The organism is Francisella sp. LA112445, from assembly GCF_012224145.1.
GTDB lineage: Bacteria > Pseudomonadota > Gammaproteobacteria > Francisellales > Francisellaceae > Francisella.
Genome location: NZ_CP041030.1, coordinates 1,631,120 through 1,650,844, shown reverse-complemented (window position 1 = coordinate 1,650,844; position 19,725 = coordinate 1,631,120). Strand labels below are relative to the sequence as shown.

Sequence of the window (19,725 nt, the reverse complement as noted above, 5' to 3'; positions counted from 1 at the left end):
GAAGATTTTACTTTTTTACTTCCCAAGTATTTCTAAGAGTTACAGTTCTATTAAATACAAGCTGATCTTTTTTACAGTCTTTAATATCTGAGATAAAATAACCAATCCTATTAAACTGAAAACGTTGCTCAGGAGTTACATCTTCAAGAGATCTTTCAACTTTAGCATTCTTTATGATTTGTAAAGATTCTGGGTTTATGATTTCTTCGATATTATCAAAACTTCCAGGATTTTCATCATTAAATAAACGATCATATATTCTTACTTCAGCATCTAAACAGTTATTAGCATCAACCCAATGGATAATTCCATTTGGTTTTATACCATCATCTGGCTTTTTGCCACCTAGTGTTTCTGGTAAGTATGAACATTTTAACTCAATAACGTTTCCTGTTTCATCAGTTATAACTTCAAGACACTCGATGACATAACCATTCATTAAGCGGACTCTGCCATTAGGACTAAGCTTTTTCATACCCTTTTCTAGTTCAAATACAAAATCATCTCTTTCGATATAAATCTCTGAAGATATGCTAATATCACGACGACCAAAATCTGGGTCTTGAGGATGGTTCGGTACGTTTAGCTCATGACTAGGCATATCTATAATAGTTACTTTTACCGGATCTAATACGGCATTTTTTCTTAGTGCATTTTTATTTAGATCATCACGGATTGATTCTTCTAAAACAGATACATCAATTATAGAGTCTTGCTTAGATATTCCTACCAGCTCACAGAAGTTACGAATTGATTCTGGCGTGTAGCCTCTACGACGATAGCCTTTGAGAGTCGGCATACGAGGGTCATCCCAGCCATTGACAAGCTTATTATCTACTAGGTATTTTAGTTTTCTTTTACTTGTTATTGTATAGTTCAAGTTAAGTCTAGAAAACTCAATCTGCTGAGGTTTTTCCTCAAACTCTGTTTCAGAGACTACCCAGTCGTAAAAAGGTCTTTGATCTTGGAACTCTAAAGTACATAGTGAATGTGTAATACCTTCTATAGCATCTTCTAGAGGATGAGCAAAGCTATACATAGGATATATACACCATTTGTCACCAGTTTTAGGGTGGTTTGAGAATTTTATTCTATATAGAGCAGGGTCTCTTAGGTTTATATTACCTGAGGACATATCAATTTTGGCTCTTAATGTTTTGCTTCCTTCAGGGAACTTACCATCTTTCATTGCTTGGAAAAGCTCTAGGTTTTCTTCAATAGAGCGATTTCTATATGGACTATCTTTTCCAACCTCTTTTAAAGTGCCTCGATATTCTCTAACTTGTTCAGCTGATAAATCACAAACATAAGCTTTACCTTTTTTAATAAGTAATACAGCTAGCTCATACATTTTATCAAAATATTCTGAAGCAAAGTGAGGGTCATTCTGCCATGTAAACCCTAACCATTGAACATCCTCTTGGATAGCGTTTATATATTCGATATCCTCTTTATCAGGATTTGTATCATCAAAACGTAAGTTACATTTCCCATCAAACTCTTTTGCAATACTAAAATTTAGGCAGATAGATTTCGCATGTCCAATATGCAAATACCCATTTGGCTCAGGCGGAAACCTTGTTAGTATGCTTGAAACCTTTTTAGTTCCTAGATCTTTTTTTATAATATTTTTTATAAAATTAGTTTTGTTTATTTTAGTTTCATTACTCATGATTTTTTATAAAGAAATAGTTGGATTAACAAATTTACTAATAGTTTACTTTATTCACAAAACAATAACATATTTTTTTGAAAAAAAAGTATATACTGGCTATAATTTTCATTTAAAAGCTAATTGTTATTTAAGCTAAGGAACTTTAGCAATGGATCCCTCTACCATAGATGATAATAAATATTTATATACTTCAAAAAATGTATATCGAAATTTATCTTTAGAGCAACTTGCAAGATATGCTGAAAATAGTTGTGGTTTTATACAAAGAGAAGGTAAAACTCTTGTAGTTGATAGTGGTAGTATCAAAGGAAGACTTCCTGATGATAAATATATTGTAGAAACCAAATATGCGAAAAAGAATGTCTGGTGGAATGAAGAAGGCTCTGATAACAAAAGATTAAAGAGAAAAAGTTGGAAGCTTATAAAGCAAAAACTTTGCCAAGATGTTTCTCAAAGGGATTTATTTGTAGTAGATGGCTTTTATAATCATGATGATAAAAGAAAAGTTGCTGTTAGACTAATAACAACACAAGCTTCAGCTGCCTATTTTTTTAAGCTTGTAACAATATCTGATAATAACTTAGGTCACTTTGATCCGCAGTGGGTAGTAATGCACTCTCCAGAAACAGAGATTGAAAATTATGAGGAGCTTGAACTAAACTCATCTAAAGCTGTTGCAACAAATTTAAAACAGAGAGAGAGTATACTTGTTGGAACATATTATTTAGCAGAGATAAATAAAGTTCTCTTATCTGTAATGAGTTATTATTTATCATTGAATGATATTGGTGTTTTTTACTGTGCGGTTGGTGTTGATGCAGAAGCAAAAAGTAGTATGTTTTTTGGATTATCAGGTAGTGGTAAAACAACATTAGCTTTAGATAAGCAAAAAACGTTAGTGACAAATGAGGCTATTGCTTGGACAGAAATGCGTGGAGTATATAGCTTAGAGTCTGGATTAACTATAAAATCTGCAAGCTTTAAAAAAGATGACCCTCGTATTGAGAACTCTTTAAAAGGAGATCTCTTAATAGAAAACCCTAATTTTGATGAAGATCAAAACATTATATTTGGTCAAAAAAGTCAATCTCAGAGTAATACTTATATAACTTTTTCGCGAGAAAATTTTGATAATCTTATTAATACTGATAATCCAAGTACTATAATCTTTCTTGTTAAAGATGCTAAAGGTATTCTGCCAAGAGTTGCAAAGCTAAGTAAAGGCCAAGCAATTTATTACTTTTTATCTGGTTATACATGTACTTCTACAGGCGTTGAATCTGGTGTTACAGAGCCTAAGCCAGAATTTTCAAGCTGTTATGCTCAGCCTTTTTTATTGCTAAGACCAACTAGGTATGCAAGTATTCTTCGTCAAAGATTAAAGCACAGTAACGCTAATATTTATATGGTTAATGTTGGTTGGATTGATGGTGATTATAAGACAGGTAGAAGAGTGCCTACAGAAGAAACAAAAACTATCGTTGACTATTTATTAAATAAGCCAGAAAATGTAGGCTTTAAGTTTGAAAGACAGAAGTATTTTAATTTTAAAGCATTAACATCTATTTATGATAATGATGAAGTATTTCATTTAAATAATATTTGGGATGATAAATCAGAATATAAAAAACAATATAAAGCTTTAGCAAAAGACTTCATTAAAAACTATACACAGTTTGAGAATGATGAGTTTGCATTAAAATATAAAAAGTTCCAGCCAGATATCTAAGAGTTAACCTTATTGGCTATAGGAAAAATATTCTTTATTTATTATAATAACTCTAACTTGTAAAAACTTTAAAACAGAATGTTAATTTATCTTTTTAAATGGCTAAGCCATTACTTCAATGGTTTAGGAGTCTTTAGTCATTATCTTTCTATCAGAATTATTATGATTTCTATCACATCTTTGCTAATAACACTTTTCTTAGGTGGCCCTATGATTCGTTGGTTGCAAAAGATGCAAATAGGTCAAGTTGTGAGAGATGATGGTCCAGAAAGTCATTTTTCAAAAAAGAATACTCCGACAATGGGTGGAGTTTTGATATTAGCATCGATAGTTATATCTTCATTGCTATGGGGGGATTTATCTAGTATCTATTTATGGATTTTAATACTGGTAGTTGTTTTTTTTGGAGCTATTGGGTTTATTGATGACTATTTGAAACTAGTTCTTAAGAACCCTAAGGGTCTAAGGGCTAAACATAAATTTGCATTACAGACCATATTCTCAATTATACTAGCAATAATTTTGTTTTATCTTTTATCAAAAGATGGACAAATGAGTTTATCTATACCGTTTTCAAAGAGTTTATTTATACCTATGGGAATAGTATTATTTATAGTTCTAACATTTTTTATTATTAATGGTAGTAGTAATGCTGTCAATCTCACAGATGGTTTAGATGGTTTAGCAATAGTGCCAGTCGTTTTAGTAGCTATGGGGTTAGGGATATATGCATATATTGAAACTAATAGTACTTTAGCTAATTATCTTTTGTTTAATTATTTAGGTAATCCAGGGCTTGCTGAGGTTGCTGTTTTTTGTGCTGCTGTATGTGGTTCAGGATTAGGGTTTTTATGGTTTAATTCATATCCAGCTGAAGTTTTTATGGGAGATGTTGGCTCATTAACTTTAGGTGCTGTTTTAGGTGTTATAGCTATAATGATTCGTCAAGAGTTAATATTCTTTATAATGGGTTTACTTTTTGTTGTAGAGGCTCTGTCTGTGATGTTACAGGTAGGTTCCTATAAGCTTAGAAACGGTAAAAGAATCTTTAGGATGGCACCAATACATCATCATTTTGAGCTAAAAGGTTGGCCTGAAACTAAAGTAGTGGTACGTTTTTGGATAATATCATTAATACTTTTTTTAATTGGCTTGGCAGCTATTAAGGTTCGATAATGTTCAGTTTTCACTATAATGATATTAAGATTTCTAAGTTATTAATGGTTGGATATGGAGTCACAGGGAAGTCAGTTTGTGATTTTCTGGCAAATTTTATTGATCTTGAAGTAGATATATCACAAAGTGATGAAGAATTTCAAAGTTATGATTTAAATAGTTATGATTTAATAACAGTCAGTCCAGGCATACCACTTAATAAATCACCATATAGAGCATTATCTAAATACAAAGATAAAATTGTTAGTGATATAGATATATTTTATCAATATATTAAAAATACAAAAGCAAAAACTATTGCAGTAACTGGATCAAATGGCAAAAGTACAGTAGTTACTTTACTTGATTTTGTGCTTAAAGAGCTTGGATATAAGAGTATCTTAGTTGGAAATATTGGTACACCTGCACTAAATAAAATAGATGAGAAGTTTGATTACTGTGTTATAGAAGCATCAAGTTTTCAGATAGATATATTTCACTCAGTAAAGTTTGATATTGGTTGTGTTATTAATGTGTCACCTGATCATTTAGATAGGTATGCAAGTTTTGGCGAATATAAGCAATCAAAGTTAAATCTAGCAAACTTTAGTAAGGATTTCTTTGTATATGATGTCCATAACAATGGTGTTAAATATGCCGGAGAGTATGAGATAGTAAGGTCAAGTATATATAAAAATGCTACAAAACTACTTGATATTAAAGATACGAAATTATTCGGCGTACATAATTTAGAAAATATTATTGTTGTATTAAATATATTAGATAGATTAGGTTTAGATGTTTTAAAAGCAATTAATGCTATCAAAAAATTTAAAGGCTTGGATCATCGTTGTAAAATCGTTAAGAGTGTTGATGGTGTAACTTATATAAATGACTCAAAAGGCACAAATGTTGGAGCTACTGTTGCAGCACTTAATAGTATTACTAATACAAAAAATATTATATTGTTATTAGGTGGTGTAGCTAAGGGTGGCGACTTTAGTCTTATGGTTGAATCACTTAGAAGATATGTTAAATATGTCTATATATATGGGCAAGATAAACAATATATTCAAGAGTATATCAAAGATAGTTGTAATTATGAATTATGTAATAATATGCATGAAGCTCTTGAGTTAGCAAATAAAAAAGCACAAGGTAGTGAAATTATTTTATTGTCACCGGCATGTGCAAGTTTTGATGAATTTAAAAATTATGTGAAACGTGGTGAAGCTTTTGAAGATTATGTTGCACAATTAAAATATCTAGGAAGCTAAAAGTGTTATATAGACTAAAACTTTTATTAAGTAGGAAAAATGTAAAAAGAGAGCGCGTAAGGGCAAAACTTGAGATTGATATTTCTATAGTTTTTATAATGCTTGGATTGCTCACTTTTGGTTGGGTTATGGTTACTTCAGCATCTATGGTAGATGCATTATATGATTTTAATGATCCATATCATTATTCTATAAGACAGGGTTTCTTTGCAATCATATCGATATTTTTATTTTTACTAGCACTGCTTGTGCCAACTAAGAATTATGAGAAAAACTATAATGCATTTTTCTTTATAATGCTTCTAGTTTTAGTTGCTGTTCTAGTTCCAGGTTTAGGTAAGAGTGTTAATGGTGCTAGACGTTGGATACCTTTATTAATCATCAATATCCAGGTTGCTGAGTTAGCTAAACTTTTAGCAATTATATTTTTCTCTGGCTATATTGCTACAAATCTAAAAAATATGGGGAATTTTAAAGAAGGTATTCTTACTCCGATAACTTTATTGGGCTGCATAGCTATACTCTTACTAATGCAACCAGACTTTGGTTCTACAGTTGTAATATCAATATGTGTCATGGGTATGTTATTTGTATCTGGTAATAAAGTACGTTGGTATGGATTGCTCTTGGTAGCGATGGTTCTAATGGCATCAATGCTAGTTATTATATCTCCTTATAGAATGCATAGGATTACAGGATTTTTACATCCGTGGGAGAATGCTAATGGCTCTGGTTATCAACTAGTTCAAGCTCTTATAAGTTTTGGTAGAGGTGGTTGGTTAGGTGATGGTTTAGGTAATGGGGTGCAAAAGCAGTTTTTCTTACCAGAGGCGCATACTGATTTTATCACTTCTGTTATAGCTGAAGAGATAGGTGTTTTTGGTTTGATGGTTTTATTATTAGTTTATTTATTTATTGTTTTAAAGGCAATAAATATTGCTAAGCTAGCTTTTGAATTAAAGAGATACTATCAAGCATTTCTTGCTTATGGTATTGGTTTTTGGATTAGTTTTCAGGTTTTTGTAAACGTTGGTGTAAATACAGGGTTATTACCAACAAAAGGTTTAACTTTACCTTTAATAAGTTATGGTGGAAGTAGCTTATTGATAATGTGCTATACATTAGGAATTTTAGTTAGGGTTGATTTTGAGAACAAACTTTTAGCAGATACGATAAACCCTAGATATGTTTACAAGAAAGTTAGATAATAAAAAGCTTATTGTTTTTGGTTTTTTTCTGAGGTATGTACATTTCTAACTATATACAATGGTCTATGTTTTGTTTCTATAAATATTCTACCTATATAGCTACCTAACATACCTATTCCAATCATCTGCAGACCACTAAAAAATAGTATGAAAGTTACCAATGATGGGTAACCAGGGGTGTTAATTCCAAATATTAGTGACTTTAAGATTATTATTGAGCCGTAAATAAAGCTTATAAAAGCAACAAAGACACCAATATAAGACCATATCTCTAAAGGAGCTTTACTAAAACTTGTAATTCCATCAATTGAGAATTTAAATAATTTCCAATAGTTCCACTTAGTCTGTCCAGCGACCCTTTCTTCTCTTGTGTGATAAACAAGCTTTTCTTTAAAACCTATCCATGTTAATAGCCCTTTATTAAAGCGAACTTTTTCTTTTAGCTCAAGGAAAGCATTTATTGCTGCTCTGTTAAGTAGTCTATAATCTCCAGCATTAGGTGTAAGTTTAGTATCACTAATACGGTTGATAAGCTTATAAAAAAGACCCGCAGTATGTTTTTTCGTTGTTGTATCAGTATTACGATTTTCTCTAACAGCAGTTACAACTTCATAACCATCTAACCAATATTCAACCATCTCTAAAATAAGCTCAGGAGGATCTTGTAGGTCAGCATCTATAGAAATAGCAGCATCTCCCTTACAATTTGCAAAACCAGCAAATAGAGCAGATTCTTTACCGAAGTTTCTTGATAGGTCAACCACAACAATTTCTGGAATATCTTGCTGTTTTTTTAGCAGTAAGTCTAGAGTGTTGTCACTACTACCATCATTAATAAAAACTACCTCGTATTTTGTTGGTAGTTTCTTTAGAATAGGCATTAATCTATCGAATAAATGATCTATAGTATCAGACTCATCTTTTACTGGTATTAGTATACTGGTTAGCTTATTTTGATTGGTCATTTAAGAAATTGTGTCCTTTTGATTTCTTTAAATATTTTAAAATTAATACTATTCTAAAGCAAACTTAATATATGCAATCAAGTGAGTATTACATTACTATCACTTTGATCTTTTAGTGCTTGCTCTGATTGGAAGTATTTAAACTCATTAACTCTAGATTTTGATATGGGATCTTTTTCATCAATGTCTATAGCTGGGTGACACATTATTAGTCCACCATCTGTGATTTCTGAATACGCTTTTAACATAACTTTTCTAAAATCTTGATTATTACTCTCAAGTGAATATATTCCAGAAAAACTAGTGTTATGATTAATGTTATTATCCACTAATAATTTGTTGAATTTCTTTGCACCACTGCGATAGATTATTAATGATTTAAAATCTGATTTATCCATGTTAAATGTTGAGCGGATATATGTTTGTTTTTTAAACATATCAAAGTCTTTGTACAAATCTATGACAACTTTTCTAACTATAGGAAAATGGTGTACATGTTGATGTCCATCAATAAAATCCGGCAAGTCTCCCCATTGAGCTATAAAATTGTCTATTTGAGCTTTAAGTTCATTATAGACATCAGTATAGCTTATTGCCCTTAGTTTTGATTTAGCAAGTAGTTTTGATAGAGGTAAAAATTCTTTATTTCTGCTAATAGAAGTAGCTTTTGTAAAAGGAGTTCCTTCTGTTAGGTTTAGGTGTATACCTACATCGATAAAGTTACTATAGATATTTTTTAAATTAGGTATACCGCGTTTTAACGCGGCCATGTTTGACATACAGCTTGTAGCATTGATGACTTTTTTTTCAAGAAGTCTAATAATGCCTTCATTAACATTATCACTTAGGCCAAAATCATCAGCACATATTATTATTTTTTTGTACATACTATATTAAGGAAGTGATATTATATTGCAAACTTTGATTCTACTATACTTTCTTTATGCTTTCAAATAAGAGGTATTTTTATTCACAAGCTTTAATATTTATATTCTTTTTTTACATATTCTCCTGTATGCCTTTAATGGTAGATGATATTTGGAGATCTCAGCTAGCAGCTTTGTACAATCATACAGTTTTTGTAACGTTGACTCATGACTATATGACTCATACAGGAAGAATATCAGCAAAACTGTTAGGTTCTATATTTTTTAATAAGCCAATGCCTTATATGATAACTATAGCTGATGCGATTAGTGCACTATCTTTTAATATACTTATTATATATTTATACAAAATTATTACTGGCAAAGAAAAGGTTGTTTTTGATAAAGCCTATATAAATTACTTATCGATTTTTTTCTTTGTATTCACTTTTAGTGCCTTTATTGGGACAACTATGTGGAAAATGGTTGCAATGCAGTATCTTTGGGGAATATCTTTATGTACTTACTTAGCGTATAAATTATTATATGGAAAACAAATAAATATTTTTTTAGCAATTTTCTCATCAGTATTTATTGGTTTATATAATGAGCAAGTTTTTGCGTTTTGCTTTATTCTTTTATTTGTGTTTGCAGTTTATAACTATAAAACTGATCATTTGAATAAAAATATTGTAATTATGCTTTTATTGTTGTTTATTTCAGGTCTTATTGATTGCTTATCACCTGGAAATATTTATCGAGCTCAAGAAGAGGTGATGAAATTTGGCTTTAATATTTATATAGATCAGCTTATTACAATACTTCTTGCAATTTTTAGAGGACTTCTAATTTTACCATTCTTAATTTGGTCTTTTAAAAGTACAACAAGAAACCAAACTCTCACAAATATGCAGAAAACAGCTATTAAAACAGCTTTGATATTAACTTTTTTAGTCGCTTTTATGTTTTTTAGATATGCAGGAACTGGAAGGGTATATATGGTATATATCATTTTGTACTTTTGTACTATATGTTATAACACTAATATAATTAATAAAGTTGCAGATAGTATTAAATTAAAAAGAACGGCATATATCTTTTCTATATTAGCTATATTATTATTGCTTCTAGGAAGTACTTTTATACACCATAAATTTAATCAGAGACTTAAATATATCAATAATCATATAAATCAAAGTGTATGTCTTGATGAAATATACTCACCAGTTTGGTATTTGATTTATTTTAAAGATTTTAATGCTTACGGCGATACTAAAGGTGAAAATGGTTATGGTTACCGTAATTATAATCAGGATTATGCTAGATATTATAATTTAAAGAAGATTTGGTATTGTAAGTAACTAGCATACCTCAAAAAAATATCCATTTTTGGATTTTTAAAGTTATAATTACATTCATTAGTTAGACATTTTTAAAAAGATGACAAATAGGAATATTGAAAATCCGAAACTCTATGCGGTAATACCAGTTTATAATGAAGAAGCGTTAATAGGATCCTTCCTAGAAGAGCTAGCTACTAAACTTGTAGAAATATCATCGAACTATAAGATAGTTGTAGTTGATGATGGCAGTGTAGATAAGTCTAGAGAGATCATTCAAGGGCTTGTTGGTAAGCTAAATATAAAGCTTATTAGCTTTTCTAGAAACTTTGGCCAAGAAGCTGCTATTACAGCCGGATTAGAAGCCTCTTGTGATGCAGATGCTGCAGTTATTATGGATTGTGATTTTCAACATCCGATAGAAGTGATAGATCAGTTTTATGAGAAATGGTGCGAAGGATACTCTAATGTTTATGGTATAAGAACTAGAGATGATCAAAGCAAAACTAGAAGCTTTTTATCAGAAACATTTTTTAAGTTTAGTAAGAGTATGATGGGTGTTGATATTCCAGCTAATGCGGGATACTTTAGATTGTTGGATAAACAATGTATCAAAGCTTTTAACTCATTATCGGAAAATAATCGTTTTATTCGTGGTCTTTTCTCGTGGATAGGCTTTAAAGGTTATGCCATACCATTTCAAGTTGCTGATAGGAAAGATGAAACACCTAGTAGATGGGGATATAAGAAGCTTTTCAAATTAGCTTTTACGGGGATCTTCTCATTTTCATCTGTTCCGCTTAGAATGATATCTCTTATGGGGATGATAATCTCTATATTTGCATTAGCATATGGTCTATATACGATTTTAGCTAATTTACTCTTTGGTGTCGGTGTTAGCGGTTGGCCAACTATTGTAGTGAGTATTATGTTCTTTAGTGGTGTTCAGCTTATTTCACTAGGAGTTTTAGGAGAATATATAAGCCGTATATTTGATGAAGCAAAAAATCGTCCTAAATATATTATTGATGAAGATGAGAGCCGAAATATTTAATTATTCTAAATAAGTTTGTTTTTTCCTTAATCTATTAAGTTTTCCTTCTAATCTAATAAATAGCTTATTGTAAAAGTAATCTGTTTGTTTGATATTTGAAGCTATAACTAAAATTTATTACACAATACAATTAATTCGAAAGAAATATGCCATTCTACGATCAAATTCAGAACTGGCTTTGATAGTAGAGTCTAGTTTTAAACTCGTAATGAGTAGATTCCTATATTCAAACTGTATGATGACAAAGAGATTTCATTCAAAAAATATTCCAATTAGCAATAAGATTAAAATATAAGTAATAGAGAACTATAAGTATAATAACTTTAAAATAGATTCATATCTATTTAGCACAGAGTTAGTCATTGAGATTACTACGTTAGAAGCTTGAAATGAAATCTTCTGTATAATTATTTGGGATATTGTTTAACAATCAATTTTTAATTACTTTTACTACAACGTTTTTGTTGTATCTTCCTTTAACTTGGAAGTCTATATTGGGATATTTTTCTTTAATTTTTTGTAATTGCTTCTCTTTTGTAAAAATAACAATATCTTTTTTAGTTTTTAGAAGTTCACCAAATTGAGGGTAAGTTATTAAATACTTTGGCCATTCGCCATTATGAGATTGCTGATATTGTTTGATACCATAATGGAATTCTCTTGCCCAGTTGTCGATTTCTGGTCTATAAGTTTTCCAGTTATAAACGATATAAATATTATCATTCAATAATAATGGAAGATCTTCTTCATAACCTTTTTTCTTTATCTCTTCTTTTAGGATAAAATGCTTTGGTTGAGGTCTATTATAGTAGACGAATATAGTATCTTTAGGTGAATCGTTTATTACTTTTTCAACTAAAGGTTCAGATGTTCTAATATCAAAATAAGGAATAACTAGTTGCCCTAAGATATTAAGTACCATAAGAGCAGCGATTATTAGAATAATTGCTTGCTTGATTTGTCCTTTTACTGATAGTCTTAGGCTAAATGCAATTGCAAAAGCACATAATGCTACTAGTAAAATATATATTGCTGGGGCGTGAGTATCTAAGAATAAATGTTGTACTATTGGAAATATAGCAACCACAAAACCTGTTATTAAGAATAGTGTACTAGCAGCGATATGCATCTTTTTAAAAGTGTTTACTCTATCACTATTTTTGATTATTTTCTCAAACGATAGAGCCATTAGTAATGATAATGGTCCAAAAATAGGCAAAATATAACTTACAATTTTTGAGCTAGGGATTGAGAAGAATATTAGGATAAGTAGGCACCAAAGAGCTATTAAAAATGTAGTATAATCTTTTTTTCTATTTTGCCAAATAGTTTTAAACCCTTTTGCGAGTCTATTAAGTAGTAAAATACTAAATGGTAAAAATACAGCTAATATAATTACAAAATAAAACCAAGGTCCAATAGCATTATTGAAACCATGTCCAACAAAGCGATAGAATTGTTGGAAATAGAAGAAGAAATATAAGAAATCTGGGTTTTGTTGTTGCGCTAAAACTAACCAAGGTGTGACAATAACCACAAATATAATAGCACCCGTTGGGATATATAACTCTTTTATTCTAGACCAATTATTTGTTACAAGCATCCAGACAAAAATTGTCATGCAAGGAAAGGCTATAGCTATCAAACCTTTAGTTAAAAATGCTAATGCAGATACAAAGTATGCAGCATACATAAAAAAGCGTTTTTTATTGCCTATTGGTTGTTTTAAACTAACTAGACATAAAAAGAATGCAATCCAAAGTAAGTTTGCAACTATAAGATCCATGTTTGCATAGTGAGCCTCAAAGAAATATAAAACATTCGCTGCGAGTATAAAACTTGCTAAGACACCAGCAAAGCGTGAATAAAAATATCTACCGAAAGAGTATATTGATATACATCCTAATATACCAAAAAGCGCTTGGGGTAAGCGAATAGCCCAAGCATTTATACCAAAAAAGTGCATTGAGGTAGCTTCGAGCCAATAGTAAAGGGGAGGCTTATCTAGAAAAGGAACACCATTGATTAAAGGTGTAACCCAGTTGCCAGTACTTAGCATTTCTCTAGCAATTTCAGGGTAGCGACCTTCATCTGGAATACTTAAGTGTCTATGACCAAGAAATATAATAAAATAGACTACATAAATTACTAATAGAATTATGATGTCATAAGCATAAGAGTTTTTAAATTTATTCATTTATGTTTCTAAAAAAGATAAATTAATGACTTAATGTATCTTTTAATTATGATTTTTTCAAGAGAATTATATTAAAAGTAACTAATGGTAAAAGCCAAAAATTATTTTAGGATATTACATTTTTAAGAGTTAAATTTCACTGAATTGCTCTGGTTTATCTTCTTTATTTTCAAATAAGAACTTATGCATTTCTTGTTGAAGGAACTCTTTTGCTTTTGGGTCCATAAGGTTAAGTCTATACTCATTTATCAATATAGTTTGATGAGATAACCAAGCCTGCCAAGCTTTGTTTGAAATTTCTGTATGAATTTTTTTACCTAGCTCACCTGGTAAAGGCTGAAATGGTATAGCTTCTAATTCTTGATTATATTTTTTGCAAAAAACGGTAGACATTTTTTCTCCTTTAAAACTTTTTTAGATACATCTTTTAGGTCTTGGTAGTCCAGCTAATTTGGCAGCTTGTACGGCTGGAGAAACTGGGAATAACATTTGTAAATATAAACTATTACCTATTTTATCGCCATACTTCTCTTTTAGTGCTTTCACAAGTTCTCTAATTGCTGGTGATTTTTTGTTTTCTTGGTAAAAACTTCTTAAAAAGCTAATAACTAACATATGATCTTCAGTTAGATCAATATCTTCATTTGTAGCAGCTAATTTACAGAAATCTATATCCCAAGTTTCGAAATCTATTAAAAAGCCTTGTTTGTCTATGTTGTAGTTATCCACAAATATGATAAAATTTGTTACTAGTTTTACTATCTGACAATTATAGCAAATAAGAATAGTTGTTTTAATCTATAAAAAGGCATATTCAATGAAAGTTACTTTATATACTACAAAATATTGTCCATATTCTCTTAGAGCAAGAATCGCTTTAGCAGAGAAAAAAATGAGTATGGATGTTGTTGAAGCTGGTGATTTAGCACCAGAAAAGTTAAAGAAAATATCACCTAATGGTATTTTTCCGGTACTAAAAGAAAAAGATTATAGTATAAATAATAGAAAAGCTCTTTTAATATATATTGATGAGAGATTCCCGGCACCTGGATTATTACCTAGCTTAGTTAATGAGCGTATAAAAATTCGTTTATCATTAGAAAAAATAGATAATGAATGGTATCCAGTATTAGATCAGATTAGAAAAAATAAAACAGATCATGAAAAATTAGCTGTGTTGTTTAAAGACCTAAAAGAAAGTTTTTTAACAATAGAGAAAGCATTTAGTGAATTTGATTATTTTATATCATCTAGCTTTACTTTAGCGGACTGTTATGTTGCAGCATTAATAATTTGCTTAGAAGCAGAAGGTTTTGTTATAGATGAAACATTTGGTGCTATGCATGATTATAAGAAAAGAGTCTTTGCTAGAGATTCTGTTAAAAAAGCTAATTTAAAAGGCAATGCGAATGAGTCATTGCTAAAAACTTTAAGAGCTCACAGGTAGGTAAAATTATATGTGGTATCAAGGTTTTGTAAATTTTGTTTTTTTTACTCTTAGTGTACTACTTGTTGTAGCTGCTATAATTTTTGTTGTTGGAAGTTTTTTCTCACTACTAGCAAAGGCAAAGCAAGAAGTTGCAAAGTTGACTAAGGGTAAACTAGAAATTAATAAAGTTGGTAATGACTACAAAGAAACTAAAAAGGAAGTTTTAGAAACGTTACTAGATAAAAAAGATTATAAAAATTATCTTAAAGAACAGAAAAAACTAGATAAGCAAGATGATAAGCCTGAAGGAAAAGTTTTTGTAGTTAACTTTAAGGGTGACATACATGCCTCACAAGTTGAAAATCTACGTAAGGAAGTATCTGCTATCTTAGCTGTAGCTAAATCAAATGATGAGGTTATTGTTAGAATAGATAGTCCTGGTGGAGTTGTGAATGGCTATGGTTTTGCTGCAGCTCAATTAGAAAGAATTCGTCAGGCAGGTATTAATTTAACTATTTGTATCGACCAAGTTGCTGCAAGTGGTGGTTATATGATGTCTGCTGTTGGACATAAGATAATCTCAGCACCTTTTGCTATAGTCGGTTCAATAGGTGTAGTTGGAACTATTCCAAATATTAGAGATCTACTTGAGAAGAACGGGATCAATGTCGAGATGCATACTTCTGGCGAGTATAAGCGCACATTAACTACAGTAGGTGAAAATACTGAAGAAGGTCGTAAGAAGTTCAAGCAAGATCTAGAAAATATTCATCAATTATTTAAAAAGCATATTTTAAATTATCGTCCTAATCTAGATATGCATAAAGTTGGTACAGGAGAGTACTGGTTTGGTAAGGATGCTCTTGAGTTGGGCTTAGTTGATGAGATTCAAACTTATGATGATTATTTGATAAGTTTGCTCGGTAAAAGACATGACGTATATGAAGTAAGTTTTGTTAGAAAAAAAGATAAGGGATTGTTGAAGTCTAAACTTGCTATGATCAAAAGAACTATAACAAACTTCTTATACGCACGCAAAATATTATAGGATCAAAGTGTTTTCTTTAAATACACATCAAAAAATCTTAGATAATTTTCTTGAGCAAAAGTCTAAGCAGATGCTACATCATGCTTTTATTTTTAGAGTTAAAGATGCTGTACTTTTAGATAGTTTTATAAACTCTTTATGCCAAGTATTATTAGGACAAAAAGTTGATGACTATAATGAGTCACCATATGTAACAATAGCTAATTCAGAAAATAATGAGATCAGAGTCGCAGAAGTTAAGAAAATAATAAAAAATTGTGAGCTAACAGCACATAATAACTTGGCTAAAATTATTATAATCCCAGAACTTGGATTTTTAAATGAATCTGCAACTAATGCTATTTTAAAAACACTTGAAGAGCCAGCTGAGAATACATTCTTTTTAATGTTTACACGCAACTATAATAATATTTTAGCGACTGTAAAAAGTAGATCTTTAACTTATGATATAAGCTTTGATCAAGAGGATAAGTATAATTACTTAAAATACACATTTGATATGTCAAAAGATGCTATAGAAAAATCTTTATTGATGGCTAGAGATGATGTTAATGTTATTGCTAAGATTAAGTTAGAGCAACATTTTTGGCAAGTTAGAAATAGTTTGATGAGAGTTTTAGTAAATCAATTAAATCCTAATGTTTTTCTTAAAGAGGTTAACCCTAATTTTAAAGATACGCTTTATTGGTTAACAAGTTTAATTGTTGATGTGTATTATCATAAGCTTAATGATGAAGATCAAAATATTGCTAATTATGATAAAATTGCTGTTGTTAAATATCTGGCTGCTAAATTCTCAGAAGATGAAATATATAAGCTATATCAAAAAACATTAGAAGCTAACGATTATTTTCTTAATTTTAAAAACGTTGATAAAGAATTAGTTTTAGAAAATTTAATATTAAAAATTATAAAGTAGGTAAAAAATGGAAGTAAAACAACAACAAAAATTAAAGGCTCAAGCTCACAGCTTAAAACCTGTAGTTTTAATGGGTGAGAAAGGTCTTACTGAAAATGTAATGCTAGAGATTGATTTAGCTTTAGCATCGCATGAGCTTATAAAAGTGAAAGCAGGACGTTTACCAAAAGAAGAAAAGCAACAAATTGCAACTGAGATTGTTAAAGCAACTAAATCAGAGTTAGTGCAAATAATAGGTAATATTTTAGTCCTATATAGAAAGAATCCTAATAAAAATAGAAAATAGGTTTAGATATGAGTTTTCCAATATCACGTCCGCGTAGACTTAGAGTGTCACAAAACATTAGAGATATGGTTGCTGAAACAACCTTAAATGTTGATGATCTAATGTATCCAATATTTGTTGTGCATGGTGAGAATATTAAAAAAGAAATCTCAAGTATGCCAAATCAATACCATTGGTCTATAGATATGCTAGATGAGCTTGTTGAGAGGGTTCTTAAAGCAGGTATAAAAAGTGTTATGATATTTGGAGTACCAAAATCTAAAGATTTAGTTTCATCTGAGAACTATGATCCAAATGGTATCACGCAACAGGCAATTAGAAAAATTAAACAGCTTGCTCCAGAGCTTGTTGTTGCCACTGATGTATGTATGTGTAGCTTTACGCCGCATGGACATTGTGGAATCTTAGATGAAGATGAATATGTTGATAATGACAAAACATTAGAAATTTTAGAAAAAACAGCAGTGTCTCATGCAGAGGCTGGTGCTGATATAGTTGCACCAAGTGGTATGATGGATGGCATGATTATAGCTATGCGTCAGGCTTTAGATAAGGCTAATTTTGAAACTGTAAGCATTATGTCATATTCAGTGAAATATGCTTCAGCTTACTATGGGCCATTTAGAAGTGCTTGTGACTCATCTTTAAAAGGTGATCGTAAAACTTATCAGATGGACTATCGTAATAAGAAGGAAGCTATTCGAGAAGCTATTGCTGATATAGAGCAAGGTGCAGATTTTATCATGGTTAAGCCTGCATTAAGTTATCTTGATATTATAAATGAATTAAACCATATAGTTGACTTACCAATTGCAGCGTACCATGTAAGTGGCGAGTATGCGATGATAAAAGCCGCAGCTCAAGCTGGATTAGTTGATGAAAAAGCTATTACAATTGAAACATTAGTATCTATGAAACGTGCTGGAGCTAAGATTATACTTACATATACTGCCCTAGATGTAGCTGATTGGATCAAGTGCTGATAGGATTAATTGTAATATAAATAATTTTATGTAGAATTTTTGATAAGCACAGTATATTTCTATAAGTAAATAATGACTAGATTCATTAAGTTTTTTTCATTGATAGTGTTAGCTATTACTCTCTCAGCCTGTGCTATTATTACAGATCATAATTTTGTATATCTAGGGCATCCTGTAAAATTACCAGAGTATCAAGTTTATTATGATAAAACCCAGAATCTATATCTATTTATAGATAAGCATAGTTGTTTTGATAAAAGTATTGAGGGGGCTGGGACATGCATGGCCTTAAATCAGCAGGAAGCAGATAACTTTATCAAGCAGATATTGCCACAGTTAAAAGAGATTGAGAGTCGATTAGAAAAAGAGCATAAAGAAGAAGTTATCGAGGCTTTAAAAAAATATAATAAGAAAGTAGTTAAAAGGCCACTTAAACTTGACCTTAAACTACGACCAGTAAAACAAATTAATGCATATGGTAAGAAAGAATATCACTTAGTACCAAGAAAATATAATGTAAAAGTTAACTTAATACTTATGCTAGATGAATCTAATAAGCAAAAAAGTAATATTCGTGTCATATATTCGCTAAGAATGCCAGCAGTTATTCGTAATCAGAAAACCTCTACAAAACCATTTTTAATAGATCCTGAGTATTTAGAAAAGGTTATGAATGAAAAGGCCGTAAAAGACTTTGAAGATTTATATAATAAACATATAAAAAAAACAAAAGCTAAAGAAAATGAATTTGAACATTTTCTAAACGATGAATTACATATATAAGTTTTATAATTAAATTGTAAAAAAAAGGAATATTATATAGAATTTTAGTAATTAAGTTATAAATTTTACTAAGTATATCTGTGAATCGAATAATCAAATTTTCAACTATTATATTTTTAAGTATTATCGCTTATGCTTGCGCAATAATTTCAAAAGACAATTTTGTGTATTTAGGCCATCCAAAATCATATCCTGATTATAATATTTATTATGATAAATCAGAAAAAATGTATCTTTTTATAGATAAAGATGGTTGTTTTGATAAAGATGTAGATGGACCTGGGACATGTTTTGCTCTTAATCACAAAGAGGCGGATGACTTTGTTGGCAATATTTTACCAAAGATGCTTGATAGACGCAGTAAAATCTTAGAAGAAAGTAACAAAGAAAAAATAATAAAATACTTAAAAGAATCCAATAGAAATGCTGTTACAAAAGTAATTGACACTACAGGTATTAAAGTTACTCCGGTTAAAGATATTGAAGTAGATGGCAAGAAACAATATCATTTGGTTTCAAGAAAATATAATGTAAAAGTTAATCTGAGAATTATATTAGATAAAGCTGGAAAAGGTAATGATCTAAGAGTCTTATACTCTCTAAAAATTCCAGGTGTTATAGATATGCCAAATATATCACTAAAACCATTTATGCTTGATCCTGAATTCCTAGATAGAGTAATGGATAAAAAATATATTAAAGACGCTGAGCAGAGAGAAAAGAGTAATTTAGAGCAGCGCAAAAAAGAGAAGCAGAAGTTTAAGGAATTGAATCATTACTTAGACAATAACTTGGAAGTTAAGTAATTTAT

Annotated in this window: 19 protein-coding genes; 13 read left to right on the top strand and 6 right to left on the bottom strand. The window is 30.3% G+C overall.

Features of this window, described 5'->3' with window-relative positions; genetic code table 11:
- Positions 1 to 7: 7 nt before the first annotated feature.
- The gene (locus FIP56_RS08075; protein ID WP_192578416.1) at positions 8 to 1,672 is read right to left on the bottom strand and encodes a glutamine--tRNA ligase/YqeY domain fusion protein; all 1,665 of its coding nucleotides are present in this window, start codon (positions 1,670 to 1,672) and stop codon (positions 8 to 10) included.
- A gap of 151 nt (positions 1,673 to 1,823) precedes the next feature.
- Here FIP56_RS08075 and FIP56_RS08070 point away from each other — a divergent pair, with 151 nt between their 5' ends.
- The 4 genes from FIP56_RS08070 (at position 1,824) to ftsW (ending at position 7,044) form a co-directional block, all read left to right on the top strand.
- Positions 1,824 to 3,404: a phosphoenolpyruvate carboxykinase (ATP) gene (locus FIP56_RS08070; protein ID WP_192578415.1), complete on the top strand. Its 1,581-nt coding sequence runs from the start codon at positions 1,824 to 1,826 to the stop codon at positions 3,402 to 3,404.
- Between the two features lie 78 nt (positions 3,405 to 3,482).
- The gene (gene mraY / locus FIP56_RS08065) at positions 3,483 to 4,580 is read left to right on the top strand and encodes a phospho-N-acetylmuramoyl-pentapeptide-transferase (protein WP_192578414.1); all 1,098 of its coding nucleotides are present in this window, start codon (positions 3,483 to 3,485) and stop codon (positions 4,578 to 4,580) included.
- Positions 4,580 to 5,836 carry a UDP-N-acetylmuramoyl-L-alanine--D-glutamate ligase gene (gene murD / locus FIP56_RS08060; RefSeq protein WP_192578413.1) on the top strand — a complete coding sequence of 419 codons (1,257 nt, stop codon included), beginning with the start codon at positions 4,580 to 4,582 and terminating at the stop codon, positions 5,834 to 5,836. The genes mraY and murD overlap by 1 nt, the downstream gene beginning before the upstream one ends.
- A 2-nt stretch (positions 5,837 to 5,838) precedes the next feature.
- Positions 5,839 to 7,044, top strand: coding sequence for a putative lipid II flippase FtsW (ftsW, locus tag FIP56_RS08055; RefSeq protein ID WP_192578412.1), 1,206 nt, complete (start codon positions 5,839 to 5,841; stop codon positions 7,042 to 7,044).
- A gap of 8 nt (positions 7,045 to 7,052) precedes the next feature.
- Here ftsW and FIP56_RS08050 read toward each other — a convergent pair whose 3' ends face one another.
- Positions 7,053 to 8,009: a glycosyltransferase family 2 protein gene (locus tag FIP56_RS08050; protein WP_192578411.1), complete on the bottom strand. Its 957-nt coding sequence runs from the start codon at positions 8,007 to 8,009 to the stop codon at positions 7,053 to 7,055.
- A 77-nt stretch (positions 8,010 to 8,086) separates the two neighbouring features.
- Positions 8,087 to 8,896: a ChbG/HpnK family deacetylase gene (locus FIP56_RS08045; protein WP_192578410.1), complete on the bottom strand. Its 810-nt coding sequence runs from the start codon at positions 8,894 to 8,896 to the stop codon at positions 8,087 to 8,089.
- 56 nt (positions 8,897 to 8,952) lie between these two features.
- On the opposite strand from FIP56_RS08045, the gene FIP56_RS08040 reads away from it, so the two are divergent.
- Both FIP56_RS08040 and FIP56_RS08035 read left to right on the top strand, forming a co-directional pair.
- Entirely contained in the window at positions 8,953 to 10,236 is a 1,284-nt protein-coding gene (locus FIP56_RS08040) for a DUF6056 family protein (RefSeq protein WP_348633304.1), read from the top strand.
- 79 nt (positions 10,237 to 10,315) lie between these two features.
- Positions 10,316 to 11,269, top strand: coding sequence for a glycosyltransferase family 2 protein (locus FIP56_RS08035; protein ID WP_192578408.1), 954 nt, complete (start codon positions 10,316 to 10,318; stop codon positions 11,267 to 11,269).
- A 430-nt stretch (positions 11,270 to 11,699) separates the two neighbouring features.
- Here the strand turns inward: FIP56_RS08035 and FIP56_RS08030 are convergent, their stop codons facing one another.
- The 3 genes from FIP56_RS08030 to FIP56_RS08020 form a co-directional block, all read right to left on the bottom strand.
- Positions 11,700 to 13,466 (bottom strand): glycosyltransferase family 39 protein, encoded by a 1,767-nt coding sequence (locus FIP56_RS08030; RefSeq protein WP_192578407.1) that lies wholly within the window; start codon positions 13,464 to 13,466, stop codon positions 11,700 to 11,702.
- A 129-nt stretch (positions 13,467 to 13,595) separates the two neighbouring features.
- Positions 13,596 to 13,859 (bottom strand): oxidative damage protection protein, encoded by a 264-nt coding sequence (locus FIP56_RS08025; protein ID WP_192578406.1) that lies wholly within the window; start codon positions 13,857 to 13,859, stop codon positions 13,596 to 13,598.
- Positions 13,860 to 13,880: 21 nt separating this feature from the next.
- Positions 13,881 to 14,195: a TusE/DsrC/DsvC family sulfur relay protein gene (locus FIP56_RS08020; RefSeq protein ID WP_192578405.1), complete on the bottom strand. Its 315-nt coding sequence runs from the start codon at positions 14,193 to 14,195 to the stop codon at positions 13,881 to 13,883.
- A gap of 88 nt (positions 14,196 to 14,283) precedes the next feature.
- On the opposite strand from FIP56_RS08020, the gene FIP56_RS08015 reads away from it, so the two are divergent.
- The 7 genes from FIP56_RS08015 (at position 14,284) to FIP56_RS07985 (ending at position 19,720) form a co-directional block, all read left to right on the top strand.
- Positions 14,284 to 14,913, top strand: coding sequence for a glutathione S-transferase N-terminal domain-containing protein (locus FIP56_RS08015; RefSeq protein WP_192578404.1), 630 nt, complete (start codon positions 14,284 to 14,286; stop codon positions 14,911 to 14,913).
- Positions 14,914 to 14,923: 10 nt separating this feature from the next.
- A complete protein-coding gene (sohB, locus tag FIP56_RS08010) occupies positions 14,924 to 15,943 on the top strand; it encodes a protease SohB (protein WP_192578403.1) in 1,020 nt (339 codons plus the stop codon).
- Between the two features lie 7 nt (positions 15,944 to 15,950).
- Positions 15,951 to 16,862 carry a DNA polymerase III subunit delta' C-terminal domain-containing protein gene (locus FIP56_RS08005; protein WP_192578402.1) on the top strand — a complete coding sequence of 304 codons (912 nt, stop codon included), beginning with the start codon at positions 15,951 to 15,953 and terminating at the stop codon, positions 16,860 to 16,862.
- Positions 16,863 to 16,869: 7 nt separating this feature from the next.
- Positions 16,870 to 17,148, top strand: coding sequence for a ribosome assembly RNA-binding protein YhbY (gene yhbY / locus FIP56_RS08000; protein ID WP_192578401.1), 279 nt, complete (start codon positions 16,870 to 16,872; stop codon positions 17,146 to 17,148).
- Between the two features lie 8 nt (positions 17,149 to 17,156).
- Positions 17,157 to 18,131 (top strand): porphobilinogen synthase, encoded by a 975-nt coding sequence (gene hemB, locus FIP56_RS07995; RefSeq protein WP_192578400.1) that lies wholly within the window; start codon positions 17,157 to 17,159, stop codon positions 18,129 to 18,131.
- 72 nt (positions 18,132 to 18,203) lie between these two features.
- On the top strand, positions 18,204 to 18,914 hold the full coding sequence (locus tag FIP56_RS07990) for a hypothetical protein (protein ID WP_192578399.1): 711 nt from the start codon (positions 18,204 to 18,206) through the stop codon (positions 18,912 to 18,914).
- 80 nt (positions 18,915 to 18,994) lie between these two features.
- Positions 18,995 to 19,720 (top strand): hypothetical protein, encoded by a 726-nt coding sequence (locus tag FIP56_RS07985; RefSeq protein ID WP_192578398.1) that lies wholly within the window; start codon positions 18,995 to 18,997, stop codon positions 19,718 to 19,720.
- Positions 19,721 to 19,725 lie beyond the last annotated feature (5 nt).

Coding starts and splice junctions, on each gene's coding strand:
- FIP56_RS08075 (WP_192578416.1), bottom strand. CDS start 1,672: ATGAGTAATGAAACTAAAATAAACAAAACTAATTTTATAAAAAATATT.
- FIP56_RS08070 (WP_192578415.1), top strand. CDS start 1,824: ATGGATCCCTCTACCATAGATGATAATAAATATTTATATACTTCAAAA.
- mraY (WP_192578414.1), top strand. CDS start 3,483: ATGTTAATTTATCTTTTTAAATGGCTAAGCCATTACTTCAATGGTTTA.
- murD (WP_192578413.1), top strand. CDS start 4,580: ATGTTCAGTTTTCACTATAATGATATTAAGATTTCTAAGTTATTAATG.
- FIP56_RS08050 (WP_192578411.1), bottom strand. CDS start 8,009: ATGACCAATCAAAATAAGCTAACCAGTATACTAATACCAGTAAAAGAT.
- FIP56_RS08045 (WP_192578410.1), bottom strand. CDS start 8,896: ATGTACAAAAAAATAATAATATGTGCTGATGATTTTGGCCTAAGTGAT.
- FIP56_RS08040 (WP_348633304.1), top strand. CDS start 8,953: ATGCTTTCAAATAAGAGGTATTTTTATTCACAAGCTTTAATATTTATA.
- FIP56_RS08035 (WP_192578408.1), top strand. CDS start 10,316: ATGACAAATAGGAATATTGAAAATCCGAAACTCTATGCGGTAATACCA.
- FIP56_RS08030 (WP_192578407.1), bottom strand. CDS start 13,466: ATGAATAAATTTAAAAACTCTTATGCTTATGACATCATAATTCTATTA.
- FIP56_RS08025 (WP_192578406.1), bottom strand. CDS start 13,859: ATGTCTACCGTTTTTTGCAAAAAATATAATCAAGAATTAGAAGCTATA.
- FIP56_RS08015 (WP_192578404.1), top strand. CDS start 14,284: ATGAAAGTTACTTTATATACTACAAAATATTGTCCATATTCTCTTAGA.
- sohB (WP_192578403.1), top strand. CDS start 14,924: ATGTGGTATCAAGGTTTTGTAAATTTTGTTTTTTTTACTCTTAGTGTA.
- yhbY (WP_192578401.1), top strand. CDS start 16,870: ATGGAAGTAAAACAACAACAAAAATTAAAGGCTCAAGCTCACAGCTTA.
- hemB (WP_192578400.1), top strand. CDS start 17,157: ATGAGTTTTCCAATATCACGTCCGCGTAGACTTAGAGTGTCACAAAAC.
- FIP56_RS07990 (WP_192578399.1), top strand. CDS start 18,204: ATGACTAGATTCATTAAGTTTTTTTCATTGATAGTGTTAGCTATTACT.